The following is a 25,341-nucleotide window of genomic DNA, read 5'->3' as shown; positions in this document are numbered from 1 at the left end:
TCGCGCGAGTTAGGCGCGCCGGCCCTTCAGGCGCAAGACGTAACCGATGACTTCTGCGACAGCCTGATAGTGTTCGACAGGAATTTCATCGTCGATCTCGACAGTGGCGTAGAGCGCGCGCGCCAAAGGCGGGTTCTCGACGATCGGGACCTCGTGCTCGCCGGCGACCTCGCGGATTTTCAGGGCCACCGCATCGACGCCCTTGGCGAGGCAGAGCGGCGCGGCCATGCCCGCCTCGTAGCGCAGCGCGACCGCGAAGTGGGTCGGGTTGGTAATGATGACTGTCGCTTTGGGGACGGCGGCCATCATGCGCTTGCGGACGCGGCTGGCGCGAATCTGGCGCAGCTTGGCCTTGACCTCGGGATTGCCTTCCGAGTTCTTGTACTCGTCCTTGAGCTCCTGCTTGGTCATCTTCTGGCGCTGATACCAGGAGTAGCGCTGCCAGCCGAAATCGCCGATGGCGATGACCGCGAAGAGGGCAAGCGCGCTCGCCATCAGCTTGATCGTCAGGGCCAGTGTCGCCGGGAGCAGCGCGGTCACGTCCATCTGGGCGAAGGCTTCGAGCCGGTCGTGCTCGTTCCAGAGCGTGATCCAGAGGACGACGCCGACGAGGCCGGTCTTGGCGAGGCCTTTTGCGAAATTGACCCAGGCGTCCTTGCCGAACATCCGCTTGGCGCCGGCCATCGGCGAGATGCGGTCGAATTTCGGCATCATCGGCTCGAAGGTCCAGAGCGGCTTGTGCTGGATCAAAGCGCCGGCCAAAGCCGCGACCAGGATGAAGGCGAAGGGCATTCCCAATGCCGCAAAGCCTGTCATCACGCCCTGCTTCGTGACGTTGAAGAAGGCGGCGCCGTCGGAGGGCACCTGATGAGCGTTCATCAGGAAACTGCGCAACGACAATGCCGCATCGCGCGCCGACCAGCCGGCGGCGACGAGCAAAGCCAGCGTGAAACCGCAGAGCACGAAGAAGGTGCCGATTTCCTGGGATTTGGCGACGTCGCCCTTTTCGATCGCCTGCTCCAGCTTGCGCTGGGTCGGGTCTTCTGTTCTGTCGTCGTTCTCCGGCTGTTCGGACATCGCTGCCTCAGTTGCCCGAGAGTTGGCGCAGGAAATCGCCGAGTTGGTCGATAAAGACGCTCATCATCACGCCGACGACGGCGAGCAGCACGAGCATGCCGCCCAGGATCGAGGCCGGCACGGCTAGGAAGAAGACCTGGAGCTGCGGCATCATCCGCGCCAGCACCCCCAGGCCTAGATTGAACAGCAGGCCGAAGACGATAAAGGGCGCCGCGATCTGGACCGCGAGCGAGAAGCCCTGGGCCGTCGCCTTGACCGCCAGGCCCATGACGTCGTCCATCGCCGGGAAACCTCCGGGCGGCAGCAGGCGGTAGCTTTCATGGATCGCGACGATGGCGACGTGGTGCAGGTCCGAGGTCAGGACCAGCGTGATGCCGAGCATGGTCAGCAGGTTGCCGATCGAGGGGTTCTGCAGACCGCCGGTCGGATCGACCGTCATGGCGAAGCCCAGTCCCATGGTCTGGGCGACGATGGTTCCAGCCGTCTGCAAGGCGGCCATGACGAGCCTGGCGCAGAAGCCGATGATCAGCCCGATCAGGATCTCGCGGATCAGCAGCCCGACGAGCGAGGGTACGTCTGCGGGAACGCTCAGCAGCGGGCGGGCCATCGGCATCAGCATCAGGGCGATGAAGAAGGCGAGCGAGAGCCGGCCGCGCGAGAAGATGAAGCGCTCGCCGATGCCCGGCATCAGCATGACCATGGTGCCGACGCGCGCGAAGACGAGCACGAAGATGGCGCTGATCTCGGGCAGGATCGCAAGCTGCATCGGCCGGTCGGGACTTCCGCGCCAATCATGATGCCGGCCGGGCTGCGCATGGACGAGCATGGCGCGATGCGGCAGCGGCAGGATCATTCGCCCGTGGCGATTCGGACGGCGACCCGCCCCATATAACCCGCCAGCGCGTCGCCCATGAATGGCAGAAACAGCAGCATGGCTGCGAAGACCGCGACGATCTTGGGCACGAAGACCAGTGTCTGCTCCTGGATCTGGGTCAGTGCCTGGACGAGCGAGACGGCGAGGCCGACGGCGAGCGCGACCATCATCAGCGGCCCGCCGGCCTTGAGGAAGACGACGATGCCGTCGCGGGCGACGTCGAGGATGGCTCCGGAGGTCATTGATCAGATCCTGAATCGCGGTCGGTCAGACCGGCATCCGCATGATTTCTTCATAGGCCGCGATGACGCGGTCGCGGACGGCGACCAGCGTTTCGATCGCGGCCTCGCTCTCGGCGACTGCGGTTACCACGTCGACGACGTCGGAACGGCCGGCGGCGACGTTGGCCGTCTGCGTGTCGGCCTTGCGGCCGGTGTCGGCCGTCGCCTCCAGCGCCTTGCCGATCATCGCGCCGAAATCGGGCGTGCCGGCGCCCGTGCCGGTCGCCGCGGCGAGCGGCTTGCGCATCAGGTTGCCCGCGCCCATCCCCTGGATCGAGGCATAGGCGCCGGCGGCGAAGCTGGGTGTGGCCATGGCGTGTCGTCCCGTTCCGAGCCGCGCGATCAGACGCGCAGGATGTCGATGGTGCGCTGGATCATCCGGCGCGTGGAGGAGATCACGTTGAGGTTGGCTTCGTAGCTGCGCTGGGCCTCGCGCATGTCCATCGTCTCGACCAGCGAGTTGACGTTGGGCATCGAGACGTTGCCGGCGGCGTCGGCGGCTGGGTGGCCGGGGTCGTATTTGGAGCGGAAGGCGCTCTGGTCGCGCTGGACGCGGCCGACATCGACGACCTGAGCCTCCAGTTCGCGGTCGAGCTTGCGCTGGAAGGTGGCGACCTTGCGGCGATAGGGCTCGGCGCCGGCCTTGTCGGGCCCCGAATCCGCATTGGCCAGGTTCTCGGCGATGATGCGCATCCGGCCGGACTGGCTGCGCAGGCCCGATGTCGCGACCGCGATGCTCTTGAGCAGATCCATGATCCTCGTCCCTTTTCGCGTGGCGGCTCAGCGGCCCTTGCCGATGGCGATCTTCATCAGGCCGAGACCCTTGCTGTAGAGCGAGGCGGCGAGCTGGAAGTCGCCCTGGTTGCGCGCGACCTTCATCATCTCGTCCTCGAGATTGACGGCGTTGCCGCTCGGCGTGGTCTCGAAGCGCTTCGCCTTGGTGTCGTCGAAGCCGCTGCCGGCCGGGCCCGAACCGCCCATATGGCCGGCTGTCGTCTGGGCCAGCACGACGGCCTGCGGCAAGGCGCGGCCGGCAACCGGCGCCTTCAGATCGACCGGGCGGAAGCCGGGGCTGTCGGCGTTGGCGACGTTCTCGGCCAGTACCTTCTGGCGCGCCTCGTGGAAGTGCATCCGCGCCTTCAGCGCGTTCATCAGGTTGCCGCCGCTGCCCAAGGCATTGTCAGACATGGCTTTCGTCCCGTTTCTGCGACCCTGTCCGCGATCTCCGCTGAAGCTGCGAGGAAGCGGGCGATACGGGTCTACCGGGCAAATATTGCCGGGTGCAGGGTTAACGGACGGTTAAGATCCGAGGGTTTGGAGAAAGCGGTTAACCACATGTTCACCATGTTTCCCGATGATAGCGACGCTATGTTATAGCCGTCGGGTTAGCCTTGAGCGGAAGCATCGCCCGCCAAGGGCTCCGCGTTGCTCCATGAGGCAAACCTTGCAGACATTGTTAGGCTTCGATCTCCCGACCGCGCAGAAGGTGATAATCGCCTCGGTGGTCATCCTGGTGCTTCTCATCCTGCTCGGGCTCTTCGTGCGCCAGATCAAGGGCGGGCGGCTGCGGATGAAGGGGCAGGGCGGCGGGCGCGCGCGCCAACCCCGGCTCGGCGTGGTCGATACGCATGACCTCGACCGCCAGCGCCAGCTCATTCTGATCCGCCGCGACAATGTCGAGCACCTGATCATGATCGGCGGCGCGTCCGATGTGGTCGTCGAAACCAATATCGTGCGCAGCGGCGGCCGGACGAACATGCCGCTGCCGCCGGAGGGCCAGGCTACCGAGCGGCCGATGGCGTTCGATCCCCTGCCGGGTCTCGACATCGCTCGCGGAGAGCCGGTCGATGAACCACGCCGCGCGTCGCCGCCGGCCCCGGTCGCGGTGGCCGAGCCGGAGTTGCCGTTATCTTCGCCGACACCGCCGCCACGTCCGGTCCAGTCCCAGCCCGAGATTACGGTCGCGAGCGTGGCCCCGGCCGTGGCAGTCGCGCTTGGTGCAGCGCAGGCGGCTAGCCAGGCCACGGCGCCCGCCGCCCAGGTCCCGAGCTTCGCCCGCGAGCCTTCGCCAGCGCCGGCCGCCAGCGTCGGCGAACTCGACGACATGACCCGGCAGCTGGAGGAGGCTCTGAAACGCCCGTTCTCGGCCGTCCGCCCGGCGAATGCGCCGGTCGTGCCGCAGGAGATGGTCAAGCCCGCGCCCGTTTCGATGGAGCCCGCCGAGATCGCCGCGCCAATCGCCATGCCGCCGCCGCCCTTGGCGATGGCCAGGCCGATCGCGACCCCCGCCGATGTGGAGGCGGAGCTGGAAATGGCGCTGGGTCTCAAGCCGGAGCGCGTGAGCCCGAGGCCGCCGGCCTTGCCAGAGCCCGTCGTGCCGCCGCAGCCAGTCTTCGTCGCGCCGGAGGTTTCGATGCCGGAACCGGAGCCGGAACCGATTGCGACGGTCGAATCCGAGCCGGAGACACCTGCCGTCGACGAAGAGCCGGAGGCCATCGAGCCCGAGCCGGTCGAGAACGACACGCTGTTCGAGCCGCAGCCGTCACCGATGCAGGAGCCGGACCAGCCTTCGCGGGAGGAGCTGGCCCAGGCGAAATCCGAGGCGCGCGAGCCAGAGGCGGACGCTGACGTCGCCGAACATAAGCCCGACGAACCGGCACCCGAGAAGCCGGAGCCGGCACCGATCGACCCGTTCTCCGTCGATGCGATCGAGGCCGAATTCGCGCGGCTGCTGGGGCGCGAGCCGAAGAGCAGGCCCTGACCGTCCTTTTTTCGGCCGGTCACAACCACACAAGGCGTCATTCCGGACACGTCGCATCGCAGCGCCGATCCGGAATCCATCGTAAGGCACTGTCGGCGCCCTGTGATGGATTCCGGGTCTCCGCTTCGCTGCGCCCGGAATGACGGCATTGTCCGTGACGGGCGGCAGCGAAACCGCCAGCCCGCGTCGATCAACAGGATTGTCGGCGTCCGCGTGCGCCTATTCCAGCGATGCGGTTGCGGAGGGGAGAAGGCCGGCCTTAGCGTGAGCGCGCCCGATCAGGTGAGTCGGGCGGCAATGGCGGCAGCGCGTGATCCTGGCCAATATCGTTGCGAGATGGCGGCAGGGCCGCCGCGCGGTCATCACCGGCCTGGCGATCTCCGTCTTGCTGGCCGATCTTGCCTCCGCGCAGACGCTGTCGCTCGATCTCGGGCAGGGCGGGGGCGTCGCCGAGCGGGCGCTGCAACTCGTCGCGATCATTACGGTTTTGTCGCTGGCGCCGTCGATCCTGATCATGGTGACGTCGTTTACGCGGATCGCGGTGGTGCTGTCGCTGCTGCGCTCGGCGCTGGGCACGCAGACCGCGCCGCCCAATGCCGTGATCGTCGGGCTTGCCCTGTTCCTGACCGGCTTCGTCATGGCGCCGACACTGCGTGAGGCCTATTCGGCGGCGATCGAGCCGCTGGTCGCCGGGCAGATCCAGCCGCAGGAGGCCTATAATCGCGGCGTCGTGCCGTTCAAGACGTTCATGCTGCGCCATGTCCGCGAGAAGGATCTGCAGCTGTTCATGGAGATGTCGCGCGAGCCGGTGCCGGCGACACCGCAGGACGTCCAGATCCAGATTTTGGTGCCTGCCTTCATGATCTCGGAGCTGAGGCGCGCCTTCGAGATCGGCTTCCTGCTGTTCGTGCCGTTCCTGATCATCGACCTCGTCGTCGCCTCGATCCTGATGTCGGTGGGCATGATGATGCTGCCGCCGGTCACGGTGGCGCTGCCGTTCAAGCTGATCTTCTTCGTGCTGGTCGACGGCTGGGGGCTGGTGGCAGGCTCGCTGGTGAAGAGCTACGGGGTCTGAAGATCAGCCGCGCGCTGGAGCAGGCGCCGCTGGAGACGGAGCGGCCGCTCCGGTCTCGCCCTCGGCAGGAGCTGCCGTGCTGCCCGGCCTCGGCCGCTGGCGCACCGTCGTCGCATAGGCCGGATAGCGTTCGCGATAGGCTTTCAGGAAATCCGACAGCGTGTCGGCGCCAGCCGCCGTGCGGGCCATCTCGCGGATGTCGGCGGGTTTGGCCCGGTTGGCGCCGGTGACGAAGGCGAAGGTCCGCGCATCGCTGCTCTCGGCCATCTTGCCGGCGAATTTCGCACGCAATCGGTCGAGCGAAAGGGCTTCGCTGGCCATGACATAGGAGATCGCGGCGCGCATGACGTCGGCGCGTTCACTCTCGGTCAGTGCAGCGGCGCCGCGCCAGCTTTCGCCGAGCATCCGTTCATGGGCCTCGCCCGCCTCGCGCCAGCGGCGGCCGGTCCAGAAGACGTCGGCCCGCAGGCGGTCGACCTCGGTGCCGCGCTCGGCCTCGAGCAGTTCGAGCGCCTGATCGGTCCGCGAGAGGTCCGAGAGGGCCTTCGCTTCGAGCAGGAGGCGGGCGCGGTTCACGTCGCCGGGCAGTTCGACGAGCCTGGTCGAGACGAGCGCGCGCAGGGCCTCGGCCGGCTTGCCGTTCATCAGGGCGATCATCGCCAGCCGTGCGGCGACCGTCGAGCGTGCGGCCCCGCTCAGGCGCCGGTCCATCTGGTAGCGCAGGATTTCGCTTGCCTGGTCGAGCAGGTCGAGCTCGACCAGCCGGTCTGCGAGCAGGCGGGTGATCTCGTCACCACGCCGCCCGACCGGCAGGAATTCCTTGAAGTCGTAGAACAGCGCCAGCGCCTCGACCCGCGGCAATTGCTCGCTGCCGCGACCGCTGAACAGCTCGGCGAAGCGCTGCGCGGTCTCGTCATGCATCCGCCGGGTCAGCGGATTGTCGGGATAGTTCTCGTTGGCGCGCCTTGCGATCGTGAAGGCGTCGCGCCAGCGCTGATTGTCGGCATAAAGACGCGACAGCTCCGACAGCGCCTCGATTTCGAGATCGCCGCCGCGCCAGATGACCGAAACGGTCTCCAGCCGCGCTATCTGCTCCTCCGGCGAAAGGTCCTGGCGCTTCTCGGCTTGTGCCATCCTGACTGCGCGCAGCTGCGCTTCGGCGGCGACGGGCCGGTTCTTCACGTCGAAGAGCGGCTTGTAGCCGTTCATCGCCGCCTCCGGCCGGCCGCTGGCATCGTCGAGCATGGCGCGCAGCAGGGCGAGCTCGTCGGCATCGACGCTGCCGGCAGGCAGTTCGCCCAGCATCTCGATCTGCTTTACCGCGACGGTCATGTCCTGCGTGGCGAGCGCGGCACGCGCCATCGCGACCCGGAAGCGCGACTGGATGTCCCTGGGATAGCGGTCGAGGATCGGCTCGGCCCGGCGGAAGCCGAGCATGGCGGCCGCCGCCCGTCCGAGCCGCTGATCGACCACCGCGCGCCACAAGCCGGTCTCGGGATCGTCCTTGATCGGGGCGGCGTTGAAACCGGCGATCGCTTCCTGGTCGCGGTGCATCCGGGCCGCGATCGCGCCTTTCAGGAACAGGGCCTCGCGATGACCGCGCATGGCCGGGTCCTCGGCCATCAAAACCGCCAGCGGGCCGGCAGCCTCGGGCATCATGCCGTTGGCGGCGTAAAAGCGCGCCAGAGCGAGCCGAGCTTCGGATTTACGGCCGCGCGAGGCGTCGGCGACGTCGCGCAGCAAGGCGCGCGCGCCTTCACGCACCGGCCCCTCGCGCAGTTTTGCCCAGAGATCGACATCGAGAAGCGGCGGGAGCTTCTCGGCCGGCTTGTCGCCGTCTTCCTCGACCTTGGCGACGAGATCGGGCGTCACGGTCAACCCGCCGGAACGCCCGATCAACGCCTGATTGGTGCCGGCCCGAACGACGATGTCGTCGGCGCGCGGGGTGACGGCGAGGCCGTGCGCGGTCTGGATCAGGCCGAACTCGACGAACTGGAACGGCTTCGTCATCGCCCGCGTCGGCCCGAACGCCGTCGCCACCGCCATGGGCAGTCCGCTCGGTCCGGCCTCGAGCCAATGGACGCCGGTCATTCCCGGCAGCGGTACGGCGACGACGGTCTGGCCGCCGTCGTCCATGGTGCGCCTCGGCGCCATCGGCTCGGCGGGCTTGCGCGCCTGTTCGCCCAGCGCCAGCGACCATGTCGGGCCGTCATCGACCAGTTGCACCAGCTGCTGGGTCGCGAGCCGCAGCCTGACCAGCGTGACCTTGGCTTCGCGGGTCACGGTGGCGTGCTCGACGAGTTGCGGCAGCAGGCCCTTGAAGCTGGCCGGATCGATGGTGTCGCGGGTGTCGAAGACAAGGGTTACGAGGCCGGCATCGACGAAGGCCGCGGCGCCTGTCGGTCTCGGAAAGCGGAAATCGAGGCGGCTGCCCTGCGCGCCGGCAACTGCCTGGATCTTCACGGTCTGCGGCGTCGGGTCGATCACCGGCGGCGGTGGGGCTGACGGCGTCGATACGGCCAGGGCGACGATCGGCTTGTCGGCGGACGCCGCCCTCTCGGGGGCGCCGGCCGGCCTCGCCGCTTCCGCGCTCGCGGGCCTGGGGCCTTCGCCAGGCGGGTTCTGGAGGCTGGTGATGGTGACGGCCGCCGGTTTGATGGGACGCAGCAGATCGACGATCAGGCCGTCGTCTTCGCGGAAGCTCCGGACCAGCCAGTCCTTGGGCACGGACAGGGTCAGCTGCGTCGTATCGGCAGTCGTATCCTGCGCGACGAGGCGAACGCCGTCGGGCAGCGACGGGCGGATCGAACCCGTCTCGACCGGAAGCGGCCGGTCGAAGGTCAGCTTGAGGGTGCCGTCGGCCAGCTCGGGCTTAACGGTCGTATCGGCCGGCGTCTGGAAGATCAGGCGCTCCAGCGTCGGCAGTTTGGCCGAACGCAGCGTCAGAGGCGGGAGCGGAGCCTGCGGCCTGCGGTCGGCATCGCGGGCGCGCAGTTCCGCAACGCGGAGCCGCTCGGCGAGCGCAGTGATCACCTCCGGCGGGGGGCCGGGCAGCAGGCCGGTCCAGCTTTCTGGCAGAAGGTCGATGAAGGCCTTGTCGCCGGCTTCGATCAGATTGGCGCGGTAGGGCCGCGACAGGGCGAAGCGCATACCGCGGCCATCGGGATCGACACGGGCGACCGAGATGTAGTCGGGCAGATCGCGGGCGATCTTGCCGACATCGAGCGTGACCGGCGCGCCGAAGGCGACGACCAGGATGCCATTGGAGACGCGGATCCGCATCGGCGTCGCCTCGTCGAAACTCAGCGCGAGACGGCCGAAGCCGGCCGGCATCGTCTCGCCGCGAAGCATGGCGCTTGCCGCCCAGGCGTCGCCGAGCCCGGCGGCGACGCAGAGCGCGGCCATTCCGATACCGACGGCTAGGGAACGCGGGATACGCAAACCGAGACACTCACGCGACGCGACGACGACGGCGAGCACTTACGGTCGCTCCCGCCATGGGTACGCTAGCGGGGCAAGGATAATGCCGGGTTAAGGGTGGTTCGACCGGCGGGGGCGGCTCAACGGCGCGGGGAGGGCGTGATCGCCTGAAGTTCGTTGCCGCCGAGAGGGGCGAGGTCGGCGGCTGCGCGCTCGATGCCGGGACCGCGCGCGGTCGTGGCCAGCGCGACGGTCAGCTTCTCGGCGCGTTCGGGCGACATCGCCGCCAGCACCTCGGACATCTTGCGCGGGTTCATCTGCTGTACGACCGGCACCAGGACATCGAGCCCGAGCCGGTCGAAGACGCGCGCGGCCTCCTTGGGCTTCATCGCTTCATACATGATGACCAGATTCTTGACGGCCTTGGTCTCGTCCTCGTTGCCGCGGGCCTTGGGACCCTCGACCTTCTCCTCCAGCGCTTTCAGGTCGCCGACGCGACCGTCGAGCTTCTTCTCCGCACTGTCGAGCAGGCGTTCGCGCATCTCGAGTTCGCGCATCCTGGCGTCGATCTCGTCGCGCCGCTCGCCGAGGCGTTCGAGCACCGCGCGTTCGCCCGGCGAGACCGGCGCGGCCGTGCCGTTGATGACGCCGGCCTTGTTCAGCGGGTTGGCGGCGCGAGCCGCTTCGGCCTTGGCCTCTGCTTCCCCCTTCTCGTGTTCCTTCTTGGGTTCGGGGGCGGGATTGGATCCCGTGGTCTCCGGATCCATAAAGGTGTCCGGGGCGTGGGCGCGTGCGATGACCTTGGCGAAAGCCCATTTTTCCGGCTGCGGTGCCGGCGCGGCGCGTGCGGCCAGAACAGGGCCGCTGGCAGGAATTCTGCCGGGATAGGGCTCCGACGTCCAGGCGAGCAGCTTCAGCGCCAGGAGGCTCATGGCGCCGAGGATCACAGCCGGGATGAGGCGGGGCCGTTCGATCACGCAGCCTGCTCCTCCAGGCGGCGGGCGGCGCGGGCGCGGATCGCGGCGGCCGACTGCGCGGCGCTGGTCATGCGCGAGATCGGGGTCGGCTCGGTCGAGACCTTGGCGGCTTCCTGCGCCGGCTTCTGCGTCACGAGCGTGGCGGCGCTGACGATCTGGGTGATGCGCTCCATCACGCTCTGGCCGGCCTCGACCTGAGCTGCGAGATCGGCCGCGTAGCGCTCGGCGGTGCGCAGCCGCTCGGCGAGCGTGCGGTCGCAGTCGCCCAGCGTCAGCTTCAGGCCGGCGATGGCGCGTTCGGCGGTGTCGGTGGCGGTGATCAGCGCGCCGATGGTCTGGCGCATCGAGGATTCATCCGATTTCAGCCGCTCGATCCGCTTGGCGAGGATGTAGCAGGTGATGATCGTCGCGACGAGCAGGCTCGCGACCAGGGCATCGGCGATGAGGGTGATGGTCATGCGTCGGCAGCCTTGTGCATCAGGAGGGTAGACCATGGGGCGTGGCGGTATCGAAGACGGCGATGGTGGTCTTGGAGCGGCGCAGCGGGCTGACGACCTGAACGGCGATCTTGTCGTCGACCCGGCCTATCCGGCCTTCGCTGACCATGAAGTCGCCGCAGCGCAGCGAGACGACTGAATCAGGGCGCGAATCGAACATCAGCGTGTCGCCGATCTCGAGCTTCATGACGCGCTTGAGCGGCATCTGGGTCTCGTGCAGCACGCATTTGACCGCGACGTCGGTCTGCCAGACTTCGGTCGCGAGATGGTTCTCCCAGATCGGATCGCGGCCGAGCTTCTCGCCCATGAAGCTTTCGAGCAGCAATTCACGGATCGGCTCGATCGTCGCATAGGGGAGGAGCATGTGCAGCGAGCCGCCGCGCCCCTCCATGTCGAAGCGCAGTTCGACGCGGATGGCGGCATTGGCCGGCCGCGAGATCGAGACGAAGCGCGGATTGGACTCGATTCTGTCGACCGTGAACCTCACCGGCGAGAGCGGATGGAAGGCGGCCTCGGCGTCGCTCAGGATCAGCGCGATGACGCGCTTGAGCATGTTGATCTCGATCGAGGTGAAGGGACGGCCGTCGATGCGCGGCGCGGGCTGGCCGCGCTTGCCGCCGAACATCGTGTCGAGGACCGAATAGATCAGCGACGAGTCGATCGTGATCAGGCCGAAATTGTCCCATTCTTCCGCCTTGAAGACGGAGAGCATCGAGGGCAGCGAGATCGAGTTGATGTAGTCGCCGAAGCGCACCGAGCGGATGCTCTCAAGCGAGACCTCGACATTGTCGGTGAAGAAGTTGCGCAGGCTGGTGGAGAGCAGGCGCACCAGTCGCTCGAAGATGATCTCGAGCATCGGCAGGCGTTCGTAGGAGACCGAGCCTGAATCGACGATCGCCTGGATGCCGTTGCGGGCATCCCTGTCGTCGCCGGCGGAGAAACCGAGCATCGTGTCGATTTCTTCTTGCGACATCAGGCGGTCGGTACCGCCTTCCGGCTCGCCGTCATCCTCCATCGTATCGGGCATGGTCGCCCATTCGGCCGCCATCCCCTCCGGGGTCAGCGGCTCGTCCTTGGGCGCGCCGCCTGCGCGGTTGAGATCGTCATTGCTCATGCGTCTGCCATCGCTTGGGCCGGTCTTTCGCGGCGGGGGAGCCCGCTCACTGGACCAGCAGTTCCTTGAACAGCACGGCGTCGATCTTGGCCGGATAGACCGTGACGTTGACGCGGCGCAGCAGCTCCTCCTTCAGCCGGTACATGCCGGCCGAGCCTTCGAGGTCCGAGGGGCGCAGCTCGCGCATGAAGACCTGGAAGGCGTCCTCGACGCGCGGCAGAAGCGGCTTTATTTCGTCGGAGACTTTCGCGTCGGCGATCTCGAGCACCACCTTGATCTTCATGATCGGTTGGCGGTCCTGCTGGCCGCCCGACGAGATGCCGATCATCATGTCCTTCATCTCGACGAAGGCGACGGGCTTCTTGACGTTCTTGGCCGCCTCGATCGCGGCGAGCTGTTCCGCCGAGGGCTTCTTGAAAAAGAAGAACCAGCCGCCGCCGAGCACCGCGAGCAGGGCGACGCCGCCGCCGATCATGATCAGCTTCTTCTTGCCGCCCTTGGGGGCCTCTTCGCCGCCCTCGGCCTCGTCTTCGCTCTTCTTCGGCTTCTTGGCCATGGTCATCCCGCCTCGGGGGTGCCTTCTGGCAGCGCGCGACCCCGTCCGGGTACCCTGCGCAGTTACGGTTAACGCCTCGTTAAAGGCGGCAGTTCTTGCCGGGTCGTTTCTGCCTGACGACCCGCATCTGCCGGGTGGGCGGCAAGGCTAAAATCCTCCTTTTCATGTATAAAATCAAAGATATAGCAGAGGTTAACTACGATGGCACATGGCTTGCGATTGTTGGTCCGTGATTGCTGCGCTGGGGAGCGTCGAGGCGGTCGCGGGACGAATTCGGGAGATCTGCCGTGGAGAACGCGCTTCTCGTCGGCCTGTCGCGTCAGATGGCTCTGGCGCGCGAGCTTGATGTCATCGCCAACAACGTCGCCAACACCGGCACGAACGGCTTCAAGGCGCGTTCGGCGCGCTTCGAGGAGTTCATCTCGCCGAAGGCGAGCGCCGACAGCTTCCAGCCGCGCGACCGCAAGCTGTCCTACGTCATCGACAAGGGCACGCCGATCGATCTGACGCAGGGTGCGCTGGAGCGCACCGGAAACCCGCTGGACGTGGCGCTGCGCGGCGACAACTATCTCGTGGTGCAGACGCCCAATGGCGAGCGCTACACCCGCGCCGGTTCGCTGGCGGTGAACGCCCAGGGCCAGCTCGTGACGCAGACCGGCATGCCGGTTCTGGGCGAGGGCGGCCCGATCCTGTTCGGCCCCGGCGAGACCGATGCCAAAATCGCTGCGGACGGCTCGGTCTCCAGCGACCAGGGTGTGCGCGGCAAGCTGCGTCAGGTCCGCTTCGACAATCCCAGGGCCCTGGTCAGCGACGGCAACAACCTGTTCTCGTCGCCTAGTGCCGCATTGCCGGCGGGGCCTCTGGCCCGCGTCGAGCCCGGCGCGATCGAGAGCTCCAACGTCAAGGCGGTGATCGAGATGACCCGGCTGATGGAGGTCCAGCGCTCCTATCAGGGCATCGCGAACATGATCTCGAAAGCCGATGAACTGCGCAGCCGGGCGATCACGCGCCTGGCCGACCAACAAGCCTGACCCGGAAAGGAGCCACCACCATGCGCGCTCTGCAGACAGCCGCCACCGGCATGATGGCCCAGGAACTCAACGTCCAGGTCATCTCCAACAATATCGCCAACGTGCGCACCACCGGCTACAAGCGCCAGCGCGCGCATTTCCAGGATCTTCTCTACGAGAACTTCCGCCGCGCCGGCAGCGCGACCTCCGACCAGAATACGCAGGTGCCTGCGGGAACCTTCATCGGCGGCGGCGTCAAGACGGTCTCGACCGGCCGCGTCATGACCCAGGGCAACATCACGCCGACCGAAAAGCAGTACGACGTCGCCATCCGGGGCGAGGGCCTGTTCCGGATCCGGATGCCCGACGGGCGCACCGCCTATTCGCGCGACGGCTCGTTCGATCTCGATTCGCAAGGGCAGCTCGTCACGCGCGACGGCTATCAGGTCGAGCCGGGGATCACGATTCCCAACAACGCGACCGGCGTCAGCATCAATGCGCTGGGCACTGTCGAGGTCACGGTCCCGGGCCAGACCGCGCCACAGCAGCTCGGCCAGATCCAGCTCGCCCGCTTCATCAACAAGGTCGGGCTGGAATCGATCGGCGACAACCTGTTCGTCGAGACGGCCGCCTCCGGCCAGGCGATCGACGGCTTCGGCGGCGGCGAGGGTTTCGGCACGCTGCAGCAGAACTACCTCGAAGAAGGCAACGTCCAGGCCGTCACCGAGCTGACCTCGCTGATCGCGGCGCAGCGCGCCTATGAGATGAACTCCAAGGTCATCACCGCCGCCGACCAGATGATGTCGGCGACGACCCAGATGTTCCGCGGCTGAAGCTGAGGACCAACGCCATGACCCGCGCCTTCACCCGCACGATCGCTCTCGTCCTCGGTGCCGCCACGCTGAGCGGCCCCGTCATGGCCGCCTCGCCACGGCCCGCGCCCGTCGCAACTGCGGCGCTGACGCCCGAGCAGGCGGCGACTGCCGCCGCGCCAGTTCCGCACCGGCTCTATCTGCGCCCGGAGCTGACGCTGCATCGCGATCTCGTCACCTTCGGCGATCTCATCGGCGGCCTGTCGGCGGCGATGGCGGTGACGCCGGCCTTCCGGGCGCCTGCGCTCGGCGAGACTGGAACGATCCAGGTCGCGCGCATCCAGGAGGCGGCCCGCGCCAGCGGCGTCATCGGCGATATCGCCGACCTCGACAGCCAGGGCCATGCCCAGGTCGTGGTGACGCGGGCGGCGCGCAAGATCATGGCCTCCGACATTGAGGCGGCCGTGAAGACCGGGCTGACCGAGCGCTTCGGCGTCGACGGGCGCGCCTTTGCGCTGGCGATCGACGGCGGTGCGCCGGCGATCGCGGTCGAGCCCGACCTAACCGGCGAGATCGCCATCCTCGACCTGACCTATGATGCGCGCACGCGCCGGCTGCAGGCGAGGCTCGCCGTGCCGGGCAGCGCCGCGATGCGGCTGAAGCCTGTGCGGATCGCCGGACAACTCGTCGAGACCGTCGATGTCGTCGTGCCCAGGCGCGCCATCGCGCGCGGCGAGACCCTGACGAAGGCCGATATCGTGATCGAGCGGCGGGCGCGCGACGGGCAGGCGGGCGAGCTCATCGCCGATGCGCGCGGCGCGATCGACAAGGTCGCGCGCCGGGCGCTGATGGCCGGGATGCCGCTGCGCAATGGCGACGTCCAGCGCGAGGAGATCGTCGGCAAGGGCGACATCGTCACCATCGTCTACGAGACGCCCGGCCTGCTGATCAGCATGCGCGGCCGCTCCAGCGAGGCCGGCGCCATGGGCGACGTCGTCTCCGTCTCCAATCCGCAATCCAAGCGCGTGCTGCAGGGCACGGTCAGCGGTCCCGGGCGGGTTTCCGTCCAGGCATCGCCGTCCGGCCGCATCGCCAGCGCTCAGTAATTCTCCAGATCAGGACGCCAGTCATGACCTCCAGAACCCTTCTCAAGCTCTCCGGCGTGCTCGCCGTCACAGTCGCGCTCGGCGCCTGCGGCGCGGCCGACCGTCTCGCCAATGTCGGCGCGCAGCCGGCGCTCTCGCCGATCGAGGATCCGACCGCGAGCAAGGGCTACAAGCCCGTCCAGATGCCGATGCCGGCGATGGAGCACGCCTCCTTCGCGCCCAACTCGCTCTGGCGGACGGGCTCGCGCGCCTTCTTCAAGGACCAGCGCGCCAGGCTCGTCGGCGACCTCGTCACCGTCAAGGTCAAGGTCACCGACCGGGCGCAGCTCGACAACACCACCAAGCGCAGCCGCAAGAGCGGCGAGGACGTGGGCGCAGAGAACTTCCTCGGCTTCGAGAACAAGCTCGACAACGTCCTGCCCAACGGCGCCAAGGCCGGCTCCCTGCTCAAGCTCGATTCAGAGGGGACGCATGAGGGCTCGGGCTCGGTGCGCCGGGCCGAGCAGCTGACGACGAACGTCGCCGCCGTGGTGACGCAGACCCTGCCCAACGGCAATCTCGTGATCGAGGGCAAGCAGGAGATCCGGGTCAATTTCGAGGTGCGCGAGCTGATCGTGGCCGGCGTGATCCGGCCCGAGGACATCGAATCCGACAACACCGTCGATTCGAGCAAGATCGCCCAGGCCCGCATCGCCTATGGCGGCCGCGGCCAGATCACCGACGTCCAGCAGCCACGCTACGGCCAGCAGGTGATGGACATCCTGCTGCCGTTCTGAGGCGACGCAACGGCCCCAGACAGTCTCCGGCTCACCCGGCCGGAGCGGAACGCTCCCCCTGTCTCCGCTCCAGCCGGCCGGCGGTTCTCCCGAGCCGCCACCACCCCGGCCGCCCGCCACGCTCCCCAAGCACACAAGCTGGCGGCCCGAAGCCCCGCGTCCTCCCGACGCGGGGTTTTCGTTTTGAGGCGTGGGGGGAACCGGACATCGAACGGGTATTTCCATTTCGATCTAGAGGATCACCAGGGCTGCGCACGATGCCTAAGCTCACGATCATCGCGGATAGCGTTATGTATTTGAAAGCTCATAGCTGAACAGTTCGGAGCCTGCGTCATTCTCGACTCTTCGCCAATAGCGCTGCGGCGTTTGCATGGTCGGACATCTACCCGCCCGGTTTGGGCGAGATGCGGCGAGGGCACCGGCAACGGCGGCGATGCCGATCTCGCCGAAGCTCAGTACTGGCGTCGCGATGCTGGGGGTTGGCTGGATCAGGCTACGAATTCCCTCAATTCTGGAGAAATCATCGATCCCGTTTGGCGGTAGCATCGGTGCGTTTCTCCATTGTTCTGAGGTCCCGGCTGGTTTGTTGGAGGTTATTCGAAGTATGATCAGTAATTCTGGTCAAATCTGTCGTGCTTTTCTGCATCCAATAATCAACTTCAGCTCGACTGATCTCGATGTCCTTCAGTGCGTGGTCTGGCGACATATGTAGCTTGAGTCCGGCAACGCTTGCCCACCGGTGGCCACGCCCGGCGATCGGAGCCGGGCGTGGCCGAACCTCAACGGTGCTATGCGGTCTGTGGGCCGATAACGGCCGAGACCTCAGTCACCTTGTTGGCTGGAAAGCCGCCTTCTCGGGCATGACGACGGATGACTTCGGCGCTTTGCGCTTCATGCACGCAATAGATTTTATCGCCGGCTACGTAGCTTGTGATCCATTTGTATGGCACGCCGAGGCCGGAAACGACCGCGTTGGACTTTGCAGAAATGTCCTTTAGTTCACTGGCGCTCAGGGTGTTGGCTCCGGGGATTTCCCGTTCAATCAGGTAGGTTGGCACTATCGGTCTCCTTCTGTGTTAGGAGCCGCCACCATCACCGACCAACGTTGTACCGGCTGTTGTAGGCCCGGAAGCGCGACGGATTTTCTGTCACACGCTTCGTCACACGATAGCTTGGGATGATCACGGCAACGACTGCGGCCGCCCGGAAGAGCAAGTTGATGGGACTGAAGATCAAACTTCTTGGAGACCCCCTCATCATTGGTGAAGACGGCCTGAGGCGGATCGTGCGCGGTTACCAATCGTGGGCGCTTCTCGTCCGCGTCATACTGGCTCCGAAGCCGCTAGAGCGGGCTAGCCTGGCAATGGAGTTGTTTCCCGAGACCGTTGATCCTCTTGGCTCACTGCGATGGTGCCTGGCCGCATTGCGAAAAGCCCTCGGCGCTTCGAATTGCCTTGTTGGGGACCCGATCGAAACCAATTTTCCAGCCGACTTCGAGATCGATGTGTTGCAGGTGGATCGAGGCGACTTTCGCGTCGAGGAAGCTGGCCCGCTGCTCGGGGCGATTGAGCCAAGGTGCAGCCCCGAGTTCTCTACTTGGCTTCTTGTGGAGCGTCAGCGTATCGCCGGCCTCATTGAGGCGAGGCTTCGCCAGGATACGATGCGGGCCATCTCCATCGAGGATTTTGACGGAGCCATCCGCCTCGCACAGATGTGCGTCAGAGGCGACCCGTTCGCCGAAAGCGCGCATATCCTCTTGGTAAAAAGCTTGGCACTGGCAGGGCGTTATGACGCCGCTTTGGCACATGTCGAAGCAACGGAAAGTGTATTCCTCACGGAACTTGGTGAGATGCCTTCTCAGGCATTGCGAAGCGCCGCCCGCCGAACAATTTCGTCGGCGCCAGGCGGCATCTCTCCCGAGGCCTTCGTCAACTCCCTGATACAATCGGGCCTCGCGGCACTGTCAGCCGGTGCTGCCGATGCGGGCATCGATTGCCTTCGGCGAGCGGCCAATGATGCCGAGAAGATCAGCGGCAGACACTTACAGGCAAAGGCTATGCTCGAGCTTGGCACAGCGCTTGTTCACTCAGTTAGAGGGTATGACGACGAAGGTGCGATCCTGCTCCGTCAATCCACCGAGCTTGCCCAGCAATCGGGCAGTTCCGCTATCGCCGCGGCTGGCTTTCGTGAGCTTGGCTATGTTGAGGCGTTGGCAGGCCGACGGCCTGCTGCGGCGAGCTACCTTGCAAGCGCAATCGATCTCGTGACGGACGGCGAAAGCCTCGCCGGGATTCATGCGGTGATAGGCTTCAATCTCGTCGATTGGGGGCAGGTCGGAGAGGGCCTGGAGCACTTCGGCGTTTCGTTGGACCACGCGCGCGCGGCCGGCAGTCGCCGCCGGGAAATCTGGTCGCTGGGCCTCGGTGCTCGGGGTTTGCTGGCTGCGGACCGCCTCGATGAAGCCGATACCTGGCTAGAATCCTGTCTGAAGCTGAGCGAAGAGCAGCGCTGGATGGCTTTTCGTCCTTGGCCAGTCGCCCTCTTGAGCGAATCCAAGGTGCGTCAGAAGCACCGTCCGGCCCTGCTTCGAGGTCAACTGGAAGAGGCCTTTGCTATGAGTTGCCAACTCGGCGATCCATGCTGGGAGGCTGCCGTGGCACGGGCCATGGCTCTGACGTATGCTGCAACGGACGAACTCTCGACTGCGATGGATTGGCTGACCGAAGCGCGTCGGCGGTGCATCCGCAACAGCGATGCCTACATGGCTCTTCAAGTCGAGATCCTGGCGAGCCAAGTCGATATTAGTATGCGACAGGGAAATCAGGAACTGTCTGACACCTTTGCCCGGCAATGGGTGTCGCTTGCGGCGCGGACGCATATGAACGCGCATGTCGCGCGCGCCGCTGCATTCATTGGAGGTCACCAACCGGCATCCTTTCGCGCGTGACCATGCCAGGACCTATTACTATGCCCGGCAAAAGCTCGAACATGACGGGGGGTGCGAAAACTTATTCCCGGTACCTGAACGCGCCCTATCCTGCCACCACCTCATCCCCGAGGGGCAGCCATCCGGAGGTGTGCCGTTGGTGGGGGTGGGGGCGGCGCCTGCGGGTGGAGTCACGATCCACACTCGGGAGGCTTCGGGGCACCGCCCTGGGGACACTACGGTCCCTGCGCGAGGAGCTCGCTATAAGGATGACGGGACGACGAACTGCCGGCAAAGGTCGCGACAAGCCTCAGGCGAACTGGCACCCGAGCTTGAAGATCGAACTCCCGAAATCCCGATAAGCGCGGCCCGGAGTCGTCAAATCGCCGATGAGCGGAGCGCCACGGGGCGTGCGGAGGGTGGCTCAATCCCTCCGCGCCGCGACCTGGCTCAATGGTTGCGGAATTCTACCCCGCGCCTCGCGGCGCTCCGCTGGCCCCTCATGATCAGCCGACGCGGAGACGCGGGCGGGGATTTGGTGTGCGTTTTCGAGAAGAAGCGCGGGGGTGCGCCCGCAAAAAGGCCCCGCTCCTTGCGGGGCGGGGCCTTTCGAGATGCCGGGCAGCCTGCGGGAGGCTCAATCGTCGCGAAAGACCCGCTCATTGCGCTCGTGGCGTTCCTGGGCTTCCAGCGAGAGCGTCGCGATCGGGCGGGCTTCGAGGCGCTTGAGCGAGATCGGCTCGCCGGTGTCCTCGCAATAGCCGTAGGTGTTCTCGTCGATGCGGGCGATGGCCGATTCGATCTTGGCGATCAGCTTGCGCTGGCGGTCGCGGGCGCGCAGCTCGATGGCGCGGTCGGTTTCGGAGGAGGCCCTGTCGGCGATGTCGGGGTGGTTCTCGCTTTCGCTCTGCAGGGTGACGAGGGTTTCCTTGGCTTCCTTCAGGATATCGTTCTTCCAGGACATCAGCTTGCCGCGAAAATACTCGCGCTGACGCTCGTTCATGAAGGGCTCGTCGTCGCTGGGTTTGTAGTCCGCGTCGAGGATGATCTGCTTCGACATGGGCGCACTTTCCATTTTAGCCGTCTCGTCGCGCCCACCGACCATGCCGTGGAAGGGGAGCCGATTTGGCGCCCTTATAGCGAGGGAGTTCCGCGGGAACAATCGTGTTGCGCCGCCTCGTCAACCGGTTCCGGCAATGCGTTGTTTCAACGCCGCAAACGCGCTCGCGCCGCCCGCGCTCAGCGAATCCGCGCCAAAGCGGCGGCGATGTCGGCCTCGACCAGCCGGGCGATGGCCTGGCGGTAATGGCTGTGGTCGAAGAAGTTGTCGGGATCGCGCATTTCCGGCCGGTCGATGCGCCAGTCGAGGAGGACCGAACGAGACCGCCGCGCGGCCAGCGCGGCATAGGCATCGCGGCAGGCGGCGTCCGCGCGGCTCGCGTCGCTGCCGGGTATCGGCAGGGCGGTCACGTAGACCGGCGGCCTGACCAGGATCAAGGCGGCCTCGGGCGGTGCCTTGGCCAGGAGCGCTTCGAGACGTTCCGCGGCCGGAAAGCGCCCGGTGGCGTTGGTCATGTCGAGGGCACGCGGGATGCCGAGATCCGCGCGCCTGCCGGGATCGGCGATGTTGCCGTTCGCCAGATAGTTGTCCTCATAGTCCCAATAGCCGTCCGGACGTGCACGCACGGGCCGTTTGCCCGTGATGAAGGTGAAGCGGCGCAGGAACTCCTCGATCACGTCAAAGCGCATCAGCCTGCCGAGATACTCGAGCGTGCCCTCGGCATAGAGCCAATAGGGAAAGGGCAGGGCTGCCGGCAAGGCGGGGTCGGCGTCGCACCAGAAATCGTCGATGCCGATGACGAGTGCCTCCGCCGTCTTCGGATGATGGCGCAGGAACCAGTTCAGCAGAACGAAGGCCTCTCTGGGTCTGCTGCCGGGCGCGATCAGCGAGACGAAGGGGATCGTCGTCGCGTCCTTCAGCCGCTCGGGCGAAATCAGCTGGATGTGCGAATTGCCGAAGATCGCGCCGCGAAAGGCCGGATCGCGGCCGCGGCTGGCGGCGGCGGTGCGCGGGCCCTGCGGCCTTACGCCCTCATTGGCGAAGCGCAGCGGCGTGCGCCCGGTATCGTAGGGATCGAGCAGGAAGGCCAGCGCCAGCGAGGCGCACAGGCAGGTTGCGGCGGTCGCCAGCAACAGGCGGGAGAATCGCGTCCAGCGCCTTGCCGCTCCCGCGTGGCCTGTGTCCGGCTCAGAACTGGAAGTAGATGAACTCATAATTGGCGTCTTCGCCGATCTTGAACAGGATGAGGACGAGCAGCAGCGCCAGCAGCACTGCGAGCCAGCGCGCCGGCGGAAGGCGATGGGCCAGGACCCAGGCGGTCGGGCCGATTGCGGCGACGAGCGCGGCCGGTACCAGAGCCCGCCATTTGAAGCCCGATCCGAACGGGCCGAGGCCGAACAGGGCCTTGTAGATCGCGATGGCGGCATCGATGCTCGTGGCCCGGAACAGCACCCAGCAGAGCGTCACGAACAGGACCGTCAGGAGCCAGCCGAGCCAGGCCGGCATCGGCCAACCCTTTAGCCGCCACAGCACACCGACGGCCAGCCCGAGGCCATGGGCGAGGCCCCAGGCGACGTAGTTCAGGCCCGCGCCGTGCCAGAGCCCGCCGAGACCCATCGTCGCGAGCAGCGCGAGAAGCTGGCGCGGCAGCCCGTGCCGGGAGCCGCCGAGCGGGACATAGAGATAGTCCCTGAGGAAGCGCGACAGCGTCATGTGCCAGCGCCGCCAGAAATCCTGCAGGCTCGCCGCGCGATAGGGTACGTCGAAATTCTGCGGCAGCACGATGCCGAAGAGGAGAGCCAGGCCGAGCGCCATGTCGGTGTAGCCGGAGAAGTCGAAATAGATCTGGAAGGCGAAGGCGAGCGTGCCCTGCCAGGCCTCCGCCATGGTCACGACCTTGCCGGCCGCGGCAGCCGCGAAGACCGGATTGGCGTATTCGGCCAGCGGGTCGCCGAGCAGCACCTTCTTGGCGAGGCCGAAGGTCAGCAGCATCAGGCCGCGCGCGCAGCGCTCGGCGGCGTCCGGTCGCTCATAAGGGCGCTCGTCGAACTGGTGCATGATCTCGCGCCAGCGCACCAGCGGCCCGGCCAGCACCTGCGGGAAGAAGGCGATGTACAAGCCGTAGCGGACCAGATCGTAGCGCGGGGCCAGCCCGCGCCGAAGATCGGTCAGGTACATCACATGGTGGAAGGTGAAGAAGGAGATGCCGAGCGGCAAAGCGAGCTCCAGCTTCGGCGCGGGCAGGCCGAGCGCGCCGCCGAGGCCGGCGAAGAAGTCGAAATACTTGAAGGTCGCCAGCAGGAGCAGGTTCAGAATGATCGCCAGCGTGACCAGCGCGTCCGTCTTCGTCCTGTGAAAGGCCTCGGCGATCAGCCAGTTCAGCCCGATCGAGAGGGCCAGCAGCGGCACGAAACGCCAGTCCCAATAGCCGTAAAACAGCAATGACAGCGCCGCCAGGACGCCGAGCCGCCATTGTGGTGCGAATCGTTCGACGAGCCAGTGCAGTCCGAGCGCCAGCGGAAGGAAGCCGAACAGGAAGGCGAAGGAGTTGAACAGCATCAGGCGGGGGCTTGCGGAGGGATTGCCCTGAGCATCAGGGGATGCATGTCGTCATCGTGAGGTCCAGAGGCTCGATGAGGCTTTACAGAATGTCGTCAGCGGATGCCGTCAACGGCCTGTCGATACAGGAAAAACGGCGGTCGGCAAAATCTGGAAACACAGCCGCTGCCGGGCGCATCCGTGTGGAGGATCAAGGACAGACGGCGTTCGAAACGGCGCCCCGCATCGCGGCGTAGTCCGCAAGATGGACGCCGTCGGCGACCGTGGCGCCCGGCTTTGCGACGACGGGGTCTGTGGCGCTGCGCAGGCCGGCATAGGGGTCGAGAAAGCGGCAGCCGGGCGCGTGGCAGAGTTCCGACAACGAGCGCGAATAGCCGGCCAGCGCCGCACGGTCGAAGGTCGCGATCTCCTCGGCCGCGACCGGCGGGACCGCCAATATGAACAGCCGCTCGGTCACTGGCGACAGCGCGGCGATCAGGGCCTGTGCGTTTGTCCGGAAAGCCTGGACGCTGCGCGGCAGCAGTTTGCGGCGGGCGCTGTTCGTGCCGATGCTGAGGATCCCCATGGCGGCACGGGGTGGTGTGCCGATCTCGCCTAGCAGCGCCAGATAGCCCGCGGCGGAGATGCCGCCGAGGGCGGCGTTGACGGTGCGGCGACCACAAAAAGATGGCGTCTCACCGAGAAAGGTGGCGTGCGAATCACCGAGGAAGACGACGGCGCCCTGCGCGGCGGCGACCTCGGTCTTCAGGGCGGCGATGCGCCCGGGCGCGATCAGATGGCCATAGCGGCCCCTGTCGAGACCATCCAGCATCAGGAACACCGCTCCCGCGCCGGCCATCAGCAGCAGGACGACAGCGGTCGCCAGGCGCGGGCGCACTCTGGCGATGGCGAGAAGCCGGCTCGGCCGGCCGGGTCTGCTCACAGCGGAATGTTGTCGTGCTTGCGCCAGGGCCGTTCGACGTTCTTGGTCCGCAGCATGGCGAGCGCGCGGGCGATGCGTCGGCGGGTCGAATGCGGCATGATGACCTCGTCGATATAGCCGCGCTCGGCCGCTACGAAGGGCGACATGAAGCGGTCCTCGTACTCCTTCGTCTGGCGCGCGATGGTCTCGGCGTCGCCGCCGCGGAAGATGATCTCGACGGCGCCCTTGGCGCCCATCACCGCGATCTGCGCGGTCGGCCAGGCATAGTTGACGTCGGCGCCGATGTGCTTCGACGCCATCACGTCATAGGCGCCGCCGAAGGCTTTTCGCGTGATCACTGTGACCAGCGGCACGGTGCATTCGCTGTAGGCGTAGAGCAGCTTTGCGCCATGCTTGATCAGGCCGCCATATTCCTGCGCCGTGCCGGGCAGGAAGCCCGGCACGTCGACGAGCGAGACGATCGGGATTTCGAAGGCGTCGCAATAGCGCACGAAGCGTGCGGCCTTGCGCGAGGCATCGGAATCGAGCACGCCGGCCAGCACCATCGGCTGGTTGGCAATGAGCCCGACCGTGCGGCCCTCGATGCGGCCGAAGCCGGTGACGATATTGCCGGCATAGGCCTGCTGAATTTCGAAGAAATCGCCTTCGTCGAGGATTTTGAGGATCAGTTCCTTGATGTCGTAGGGCTTGTTGGGGTTGTCGGGGACCAGGGTGTCGAGGCTCATGTCGATCCGGTCCGGTACGTCGAAGCTCGGCCATTCCGGCACGCCGACGGTATTGTTGGCGGGCAGGAAGTCGATCAGGCGGCGAACCTGCAGCAACGCCTCGACATCGTTCTCGAAGGAGCCGTCAGCGACCGAGGATTTGGAGGTATGGACCTTGGCGCCGCCGAGTTCCTCGGAGGTGACGGTCTCGTTGGTGACGGTCTTCACCACCTCGGGGCCGGTGACGAACATGTAGCTCGTGTCGCGGACCATGAAGATGAAGTCGGTCATCGCCGGCGAATAGACGTCGCCGCCGGCGCAGGGGCCCATGATCAAGGAGATCTGCGGGATGACGCCCGAGGCCTGGACATTGCGCTTGAAGACCTCCCCATAGCCGCCGAGCGCCGCAACGCCTTCCTGGATGCGGGCGCCGCCGGCATCGAACAGGCCGACGATGGGCGCGCGCATCTTCAGCGCCATGTCCTGTATCTTGATGATCTTCTGAGCGTGGGTCTCCGACAGCGAGCCGCCGAATACGGTGAAATCCTTGGAGAAGACGAAGACGGTGCGGCCATTGACCGTGCCCCAGCCGGTGACGACGCCGTCGCCGGGAATCTTCTCGCCCTTCTCCATGCCGAAATCGACGCAGCGATGCTGCACGAACATGTCGAACTCCTCGAAAGAGTCGCGGTCGACCAGGAGTTCGATGCGCTCGCGGGCGGTGAGCTTGCCGCGCTTGTGCTGGGCCTCGATGCGTCTTTCGCCGCCGCCCTTGCGCGCGCCTTCGCGACGATCTTCGAGCTGTTCGAGAATGTCTTTCATGGAGCGCGCCCC

25 protein-coding genes are annotated in these 25,341 nt (G+C 66.4%); 7 read left to right on the top strand and 18 right to left on the bottom strand.

Annotated features, from left to right (window positions below):
- Window positions 1–9 precede the first annotated feature (9 nt).
- The 6 genes from flhB to flgB all read right to left on the bottom strand — a co-directional run bounded on the left by flhB (window position 10) and on the right by flgB (window position 3,420).
- Window positions 10–1,077 (bottom strand): flagellar biosynthesis protein FlhB, encoded by a 1,068-nt coding sequence (gene flhB / locus AXW83_RS09680; protein ID WP_066612692.1) that lies wholly within the window; start codon window positions 1,075–1,077, stop codon window positions 10–12.
- Window positions 1,078–1,084: 7 nt separating this feature from the next.
- Complete coding sequence (gene fliR, locus AXW83_RS09675; protein WP_066620240.1) at window positions 1,085–1,843, bottom strand: flagellar biosynthetic protein FliR; 759 nt, start codon at window positions 1,841–1,843, stop codon at window positions 1,085–1,087.
- 83 nt (window positions 1,844–1,926) lie between these two features.
- Window positions 1,927–2,193, bottom strand: a complete 267-nt coding sequence (gene fliQ / locus AXW83_RS09670) for a flagellar biosynthesis protein FliQ (protein WP_066612690.1) — start codon at window positions 2,191–2,193, stop codon at window positions 1,927–1,929.
- A gap of 25 nt (window positions 2,194–2,218) precedes the next feature.
- Complete coding sequence (locus AXW83_RS09665) at window positions 2,219–2,545, bottom strand: flagellar hook-basal body complex protein FliE (protein WP_066612689.1); 327 nt, start codon at window positions 2,543–2,545, stop codon at window positions 2,219–2,221.
- Window positions 2,546–2,574: 29 nt separating this feature from the next.
- Window positions 2,575–2,985: a flagellar basal body rod protein FlgC gene (flgC, locus tag AXW83_RS09660; protein WP_066612687.1), complete on the bottom strand. Its 411-nt coding sequence runs from the start codon at window positions 2,983–2,985 to the stop codon at window positions 2,575–2,577.
- A 27-nt stretch (window positions 2,986–3,012) separates the two neighbouring features.
- Entirely contained in the window at window positions 3,013–3,420 is a 408-nt protein-coding gene (gene flgB / locus AXW83_RS09655; RefSeq protein ID WP_066612685.1) for a flagellar basal body rod protein FlgB, read from the bottom strand.
- Between the two features lie 256 nt (window positions 3,421–3,676).
- Between flgB and AXW83_RS09650 the strand changes: the two genes are divergently transcribed.
- Both AXW83_RS09650 and fliP read left to right on the top strand, forming a co-directional pair.
- Window positions 3,677–4,993 carry a flagellar biosynthetic protein FliO gene (locus AXW83_RS09650; RefSeq protein ID WP_168166082.1) on the top strand — a complete coding sequence of 439 codons (1,317 nt, stop codon included), beginning with the start codon at window positions 3,677–3,679 and terminating at the stop codon, window positions 4,991–4,993.
- A 361-nt stretch (window positions 4,994–5,354) separates the two neighbouring features.
- Complete coding sequence (fliP, locus tag AXW83_RS09645) at window positions 5,355–6,068, top strand: flagellar type III secretion system pore protein FliP (protein ID WP_236841938.1); 714 nt, start codon at window positions 5,355–5,357, stop codon at window positions 6,066–6,068.
- 3 nt (window positions 6,069–6,071) lie between these two features.
- On the opposite strand, the gene AXW83_RS09640 is transcribed toward fliP, so the two are convergent.
- From AXW83_RS09640 to fliL, 5 genes are all read right to left on the bottom strand, one after another.
- The gene (locus AXW83_RS09640; RefSeq protein ID WP_156639913.1) at window positions 6,072–9,548 is read right to left on the bottom strand and encodes a tetratricopeptide repeat protein; all 3,477 of its coding nucleotides are present in this window, start codon (window positions 9,546–9,548) and stop codon (window positions 6,072–6,074) included.
- An 80-nt stretch (window positions 9,549–9,628) separates the two neighbouring features.
- A complete protein-coding gene (locus AXW83_RS09635; RefSeq protein ID WP_066612674.1) occupies window positions 9,629–10,465 on the bottom strand; it encodes a MotE family protein in 837 nt (278 codons plus the stop codon).
- Window positions 10,462–10,923, bottom strand: coding sequence for a DUF6468 domain-containing protein (locus AXW83_RS09630; protein ID WP_066612672.1), 462 nt, complete (start codon window positions 10,921–10,923; stop codon window positions 10,462–10,464). Before AXW83_RS09630 ends, AXW83_RS09635 begins: the two co-directional genes overlap by 4 nt.
- A 19-nt stretch (window positions 10,924–10,942) precedes the next feature.
- Window positions 10,943–12,076, bottom strand: a complete 1,134-nt coding sequence (gene fliM, locus AXW83_RS09625) for a flagellar motor switch protein FliM (protein WP_066612671.1) — start codon at window positions 12,074–12,076, stop codon at window positions 10,943–10,945.
- Window positions 12,077–12,122: 46 nt separating this feature from the next.
- Window positions 12,123–12,632, bottom strand: coding sequence for a flagellar basal body-associated protein FliL (gene fliL / locus AXW83_RS09620; protein ID WP_066620238.1), 510 nt, complete (start codon window positions 12,630–12,632; stop codon window positions 12,123–12,125).
- A 287-nt stretch (window positions 12,633–12,919) separates the two neighbouring features.
- Here fliL and flgF point away from each other — a divergent pair, with 287 nt between their 5' ends.
- The 4 genes from flgF to flgH are packed head-to-tail and all read left to right on the top strand — an operon-like array spanning window position 12,920 to window position 16,336.
- Window positions 12,920–13,663, top strand: a complete 744-nt coding sequence (gene flgF, locus AXW83_RS09615) for a flagellar basal-body rod protein FlgF (RefSeq protein ID WP_066612670.1) — start codon at window positions 12,920–12,922, stop codon at window positions 13,661–13,663.
- A gap of 20 nt (window positions 13,664–13,683) precedes the next feature.
- Window positions 13,684–14,475: a flagellar basal-body rod protein FlgG gene (gene flgG / locus AXW83_RS09610; RefSeq protein WP_066612668.1), complete on the top strand. Its 792-nt coding sequence runs from the start codon at window positions 13,684–13,686 to the stop codon at window positions 14,473–14,475.
- Between the two features lie 17 nt (window positions 14,476–14,492).
- Window positions 14,493–15,560 carry a flagellar basal body P-ring formation chaperone FlgA gene (gene flgA, locus AXW83_RS09605; protein ID WP_066612666.1) on the top strand — a complete coding sequence of 356 codons (1,068 nt, stop codon included), beginning with the start codon at window positions 14,493–14,495 and terminating at the stop codon, window positions 15,558–15,560.
- A gap of 23 nt (window positions 15,561–15,583) precedes the next feature.
- Window positions 15,584–16,336 carry a flagellar basal body L-ring protein FlgH gene (gene flgH, locus AXW83_RS09600; RefSeq protein WP_066612664.1) on the top strand — a complete coding sequence of 251 codons (753 nt, stop codon included), beginning with the start codon at window positions 15,584–15,586 and terminating at the stop codon, window positions 16,334–16,336.
- Window positions 16,337–16,624: 288 nt separating this feature from the next.
- Here the strand turns inward: flgH and AXW83_RS27020 are convergent, their stop codons facing one another.
- Entirely contained in the window at window positions 16,625–16,882 is a 258-nt protein-coding gene (locus AXW83_RS27020; RefSeq protein ID WP_156639910.1) for a hypothetical protein, read from the bottom strand.
- 242 nt (window positions 16,883–17,124) lie between these two features.
- Window positions 17,125–17,394 (bottom strand): DUF4242 domain-containing protein, encoded by a 270-nt coding sequence (locus AXW83_RS26490; protein ID WP_082767044.1) that lies wholly within the window; start codon window positions 17,392–17,394, stop codon window positions 17,125–17,127.
- A gap of 161 nt (window positions 17,395–17,555) precedes the next feature.
- Here AXW83_RS26490 and AXW83_RS09595 point away from each other — a divergent pair, with 161 nt between their 5' ends.
- Complete coding sequence (locus tag AXW83_RS09595; protein WP_168166081.1) at window positions 17,556–19,283, top strand: AfsR/SARP family transcriptional regulator; 1,728 nt, start codon at window positions 17,556–17,558, stop codon at window positions 19,281–19,283.
- A gap of 616 nt (window positions 19,284–19,899) precedes the next feature.
- On the opposite strand, the gene dksA is transcribed toward AXW83_RS09595, so the two are convergent.
- The 5 genes from dksA to AXW83_RS09570 all read right to left on the bottom strand — a co-directional run bounded on the left by dksA (window position 19,900) and on the right by AXW83_RS09570 (window position 25,329).
- Entirely contained in the window at window positions 19,900–20,322 is a 423-nt protein-coding gene (dksA, locus tag AXW83_RS09590; protein ID WP_066612662.1) for an RNA polymerase-binding protein DksA, read from the bottom strand.
- A gap of 179 nt (window positions 20,323–20,501) precedes the next feature.
- Window positions 20,502–21,455, bottom strand: coding sequence for a hypothetical protein (locus AXW83_RS09585; protein WP_236841873.1), 954 nt, complete (start codon window positions 21,453–21,455; stop codon window positions 20,502–20,504).
- Window positions 21,456–21,510: 55 nt separating this feature from the next.
- Entirely contained in the window at window positions 21,511–22,881 is a 1,371-nt protein-coding gene (locus AXW83_RS09580; RefSeq protein WP_066612659.1) for an MBOAT family O-acyltransferase, read from the bottom strand.
- Between the two features lie 190 nt (window positions 22,882–23,071).
- Entirely contained in the window at window positions 23,072–23,803 is a 732-nt protein-coding gene (locus tag AXW83_RS09575; RefSeq protein ID WP_066612658.1) for an SGNH/GDSL hydrolase family protein, read from the bottom strand.
- Window positions 23,800–25,329 carry an acyl-CoA carboxylase subunit beta gene (locus AXW83_RS09570; protein WP_066612657.1) on the bottom strand — a complete coding sequence of 510 codons (1,530 nt, stop codon included), beginning with the start codon at window positions 25,327–25,329 and terminating at the stop codon, window positions 23,800–23,802. Before AXW83_RS09570 ends, AXW83_RS09575 begins: the two co-directional genes overlap by 4 nt.
- Between the last annotated feature and the right edge of the window lie 12 nt (window positions 25,330–25,341).

Source organism: Bosea sp. PAMC 26642, from assembly GCF_001562255.1.
Taxonomy (GTDB): Bacteria; Pseudomonadota; Alphaproteobacteria; order Rhizobiales; family Beijerinckiaceae; genus Allobosea.
The sequence above is the reverse complement of the archived record's forward strand: the minus strand, read 5'-3'. Positions and strand labels throughout refer to the sequence as shown.

What these genes read in the sequence shown, in the direction of transcription:
- flhB (WP_066612692.1), bottom strand. Translation starts at nt 1,077, where the DNA reads ATGTCCGAACAGCCGGAGAACGACGACAGAACAGAAGACCCGACCCAG.
- fliR (WP_066620240.1), bottom strand. Translation starts at nt 1,843, where the DNA reads ATGCAGCTTGCGATCCTGCCCGAGATCAGCGCCATCTTCGTGCTCGTC.
- fliQ (WP_066612690.1), bottom strand. Translation starts at nt 2,193, where the DNA reads ATGACCTCCGGAGCCATCCTCGACGTCGCCCGCGACGGCATCGTCGTC.
- AXW83_RS09665 (WP_066612689.1), bottom strand. Translation starts at nt 2,545, where the DNA reads ATGGCCACACCCAGCTTCGCCGCCGGCGCCTATGCCTCGATCCAGGGG.
- flgC (WP_066612687.1), bottom strand. Translation starts at nt 2,985, where the DNA reads ATGGATCTGCTCAAGAGCATCGCGGTCGCGACATCGGGCCTGCGCAGC.
- flgB (WP_066612685.1), bottom strand. Translation starts at nt 3,420, where the DNA reads ATGTCTGACAATGCCTTGGGCAGCGGCGGCAACCTGATGAACGCGCTG.
- AXW83_RS09630 (WP_066612672.1), bottom strand. Translation starts at nt 10,923, where the DNA reads ATGACCATCACCCTCATCGCCGATGCCCTGGTCGCGAGCCTGCTCGTC.
- fliM (WP_066612671.1), bottom strand. Translation starts at nt 12,076, where the DNA reads ATGAGCAATGACGATCTCAACCGCGCAGGCGGCGCGCCCAAGGACGAG.
- fliL (WP_066620238.1), bottom strand. Translation starts at nt 12,632, where the DNA reads ATGGCCAAGAAGCCGAAGAAGAGCGAAGACGAGGCCGAGGGCGGCGAA.
- flgG (WP_066612668.1), top strand. Translation starts at nt 13,684, where the DNA reads ATGCGCGCTCTGCAGACAGCCGCCACCGGCATGATGGCCCAGGAACTC.
- flgA (WP_066612666.1), top strand. Translation starts at nt 14,493, where the DNA reads ATGACCCGCGCCTTCACCCGCACGATCGCTCTCGTCCTCGGTGCCGCC.
- flgH (WP_066612664.1), top strand. Translation starts at nt 15,584, where the DNA reads ATGACCTCCAGAACCCTTCTCAAGCTCTCCGGCGTGCTCGCCGTCACA.
- AXW83_RS27020 (WP_156639910.1), bottom strand. Translation starts at nt 16,882, where the DNA reads ATGCTACCGCCAAACGGGATCGATGATTTCTCCAGAATTGAGGGAATT.
- AXW83_RS09595 (WP_168166081.1), top strand. Translation starts at nt 17,556, where the DNA reads ATGGGACTGAAGATCAAACTTCTTGGAGACCCCCTCATCATTGGTGAA.
- dksA (WP_066612662.1), bottom strand. Translation starts at nt 20,322, where the DNA reads ATGTCGAAGCAGATCATCCTCGACGCGGACTACAAACCCAGCGACGAC.
- AXW83_RS09580 (WP_066612659.1), bottom strand. Translation starts at nt 22,881, where the DNA reads ATGCTGTTCAACTCCTTCGCCTTCCTGTTCGGCTTCCTTCCGCTGGCG.
- AXW83_RS09570 (WP_066612657.1), bottom strand. Translation starts at nt 25,329, where the DNA reads ATGAAAGACATTCTCGAACAGCTCGAAGATCGTCGCGAAGGCGCGCGC.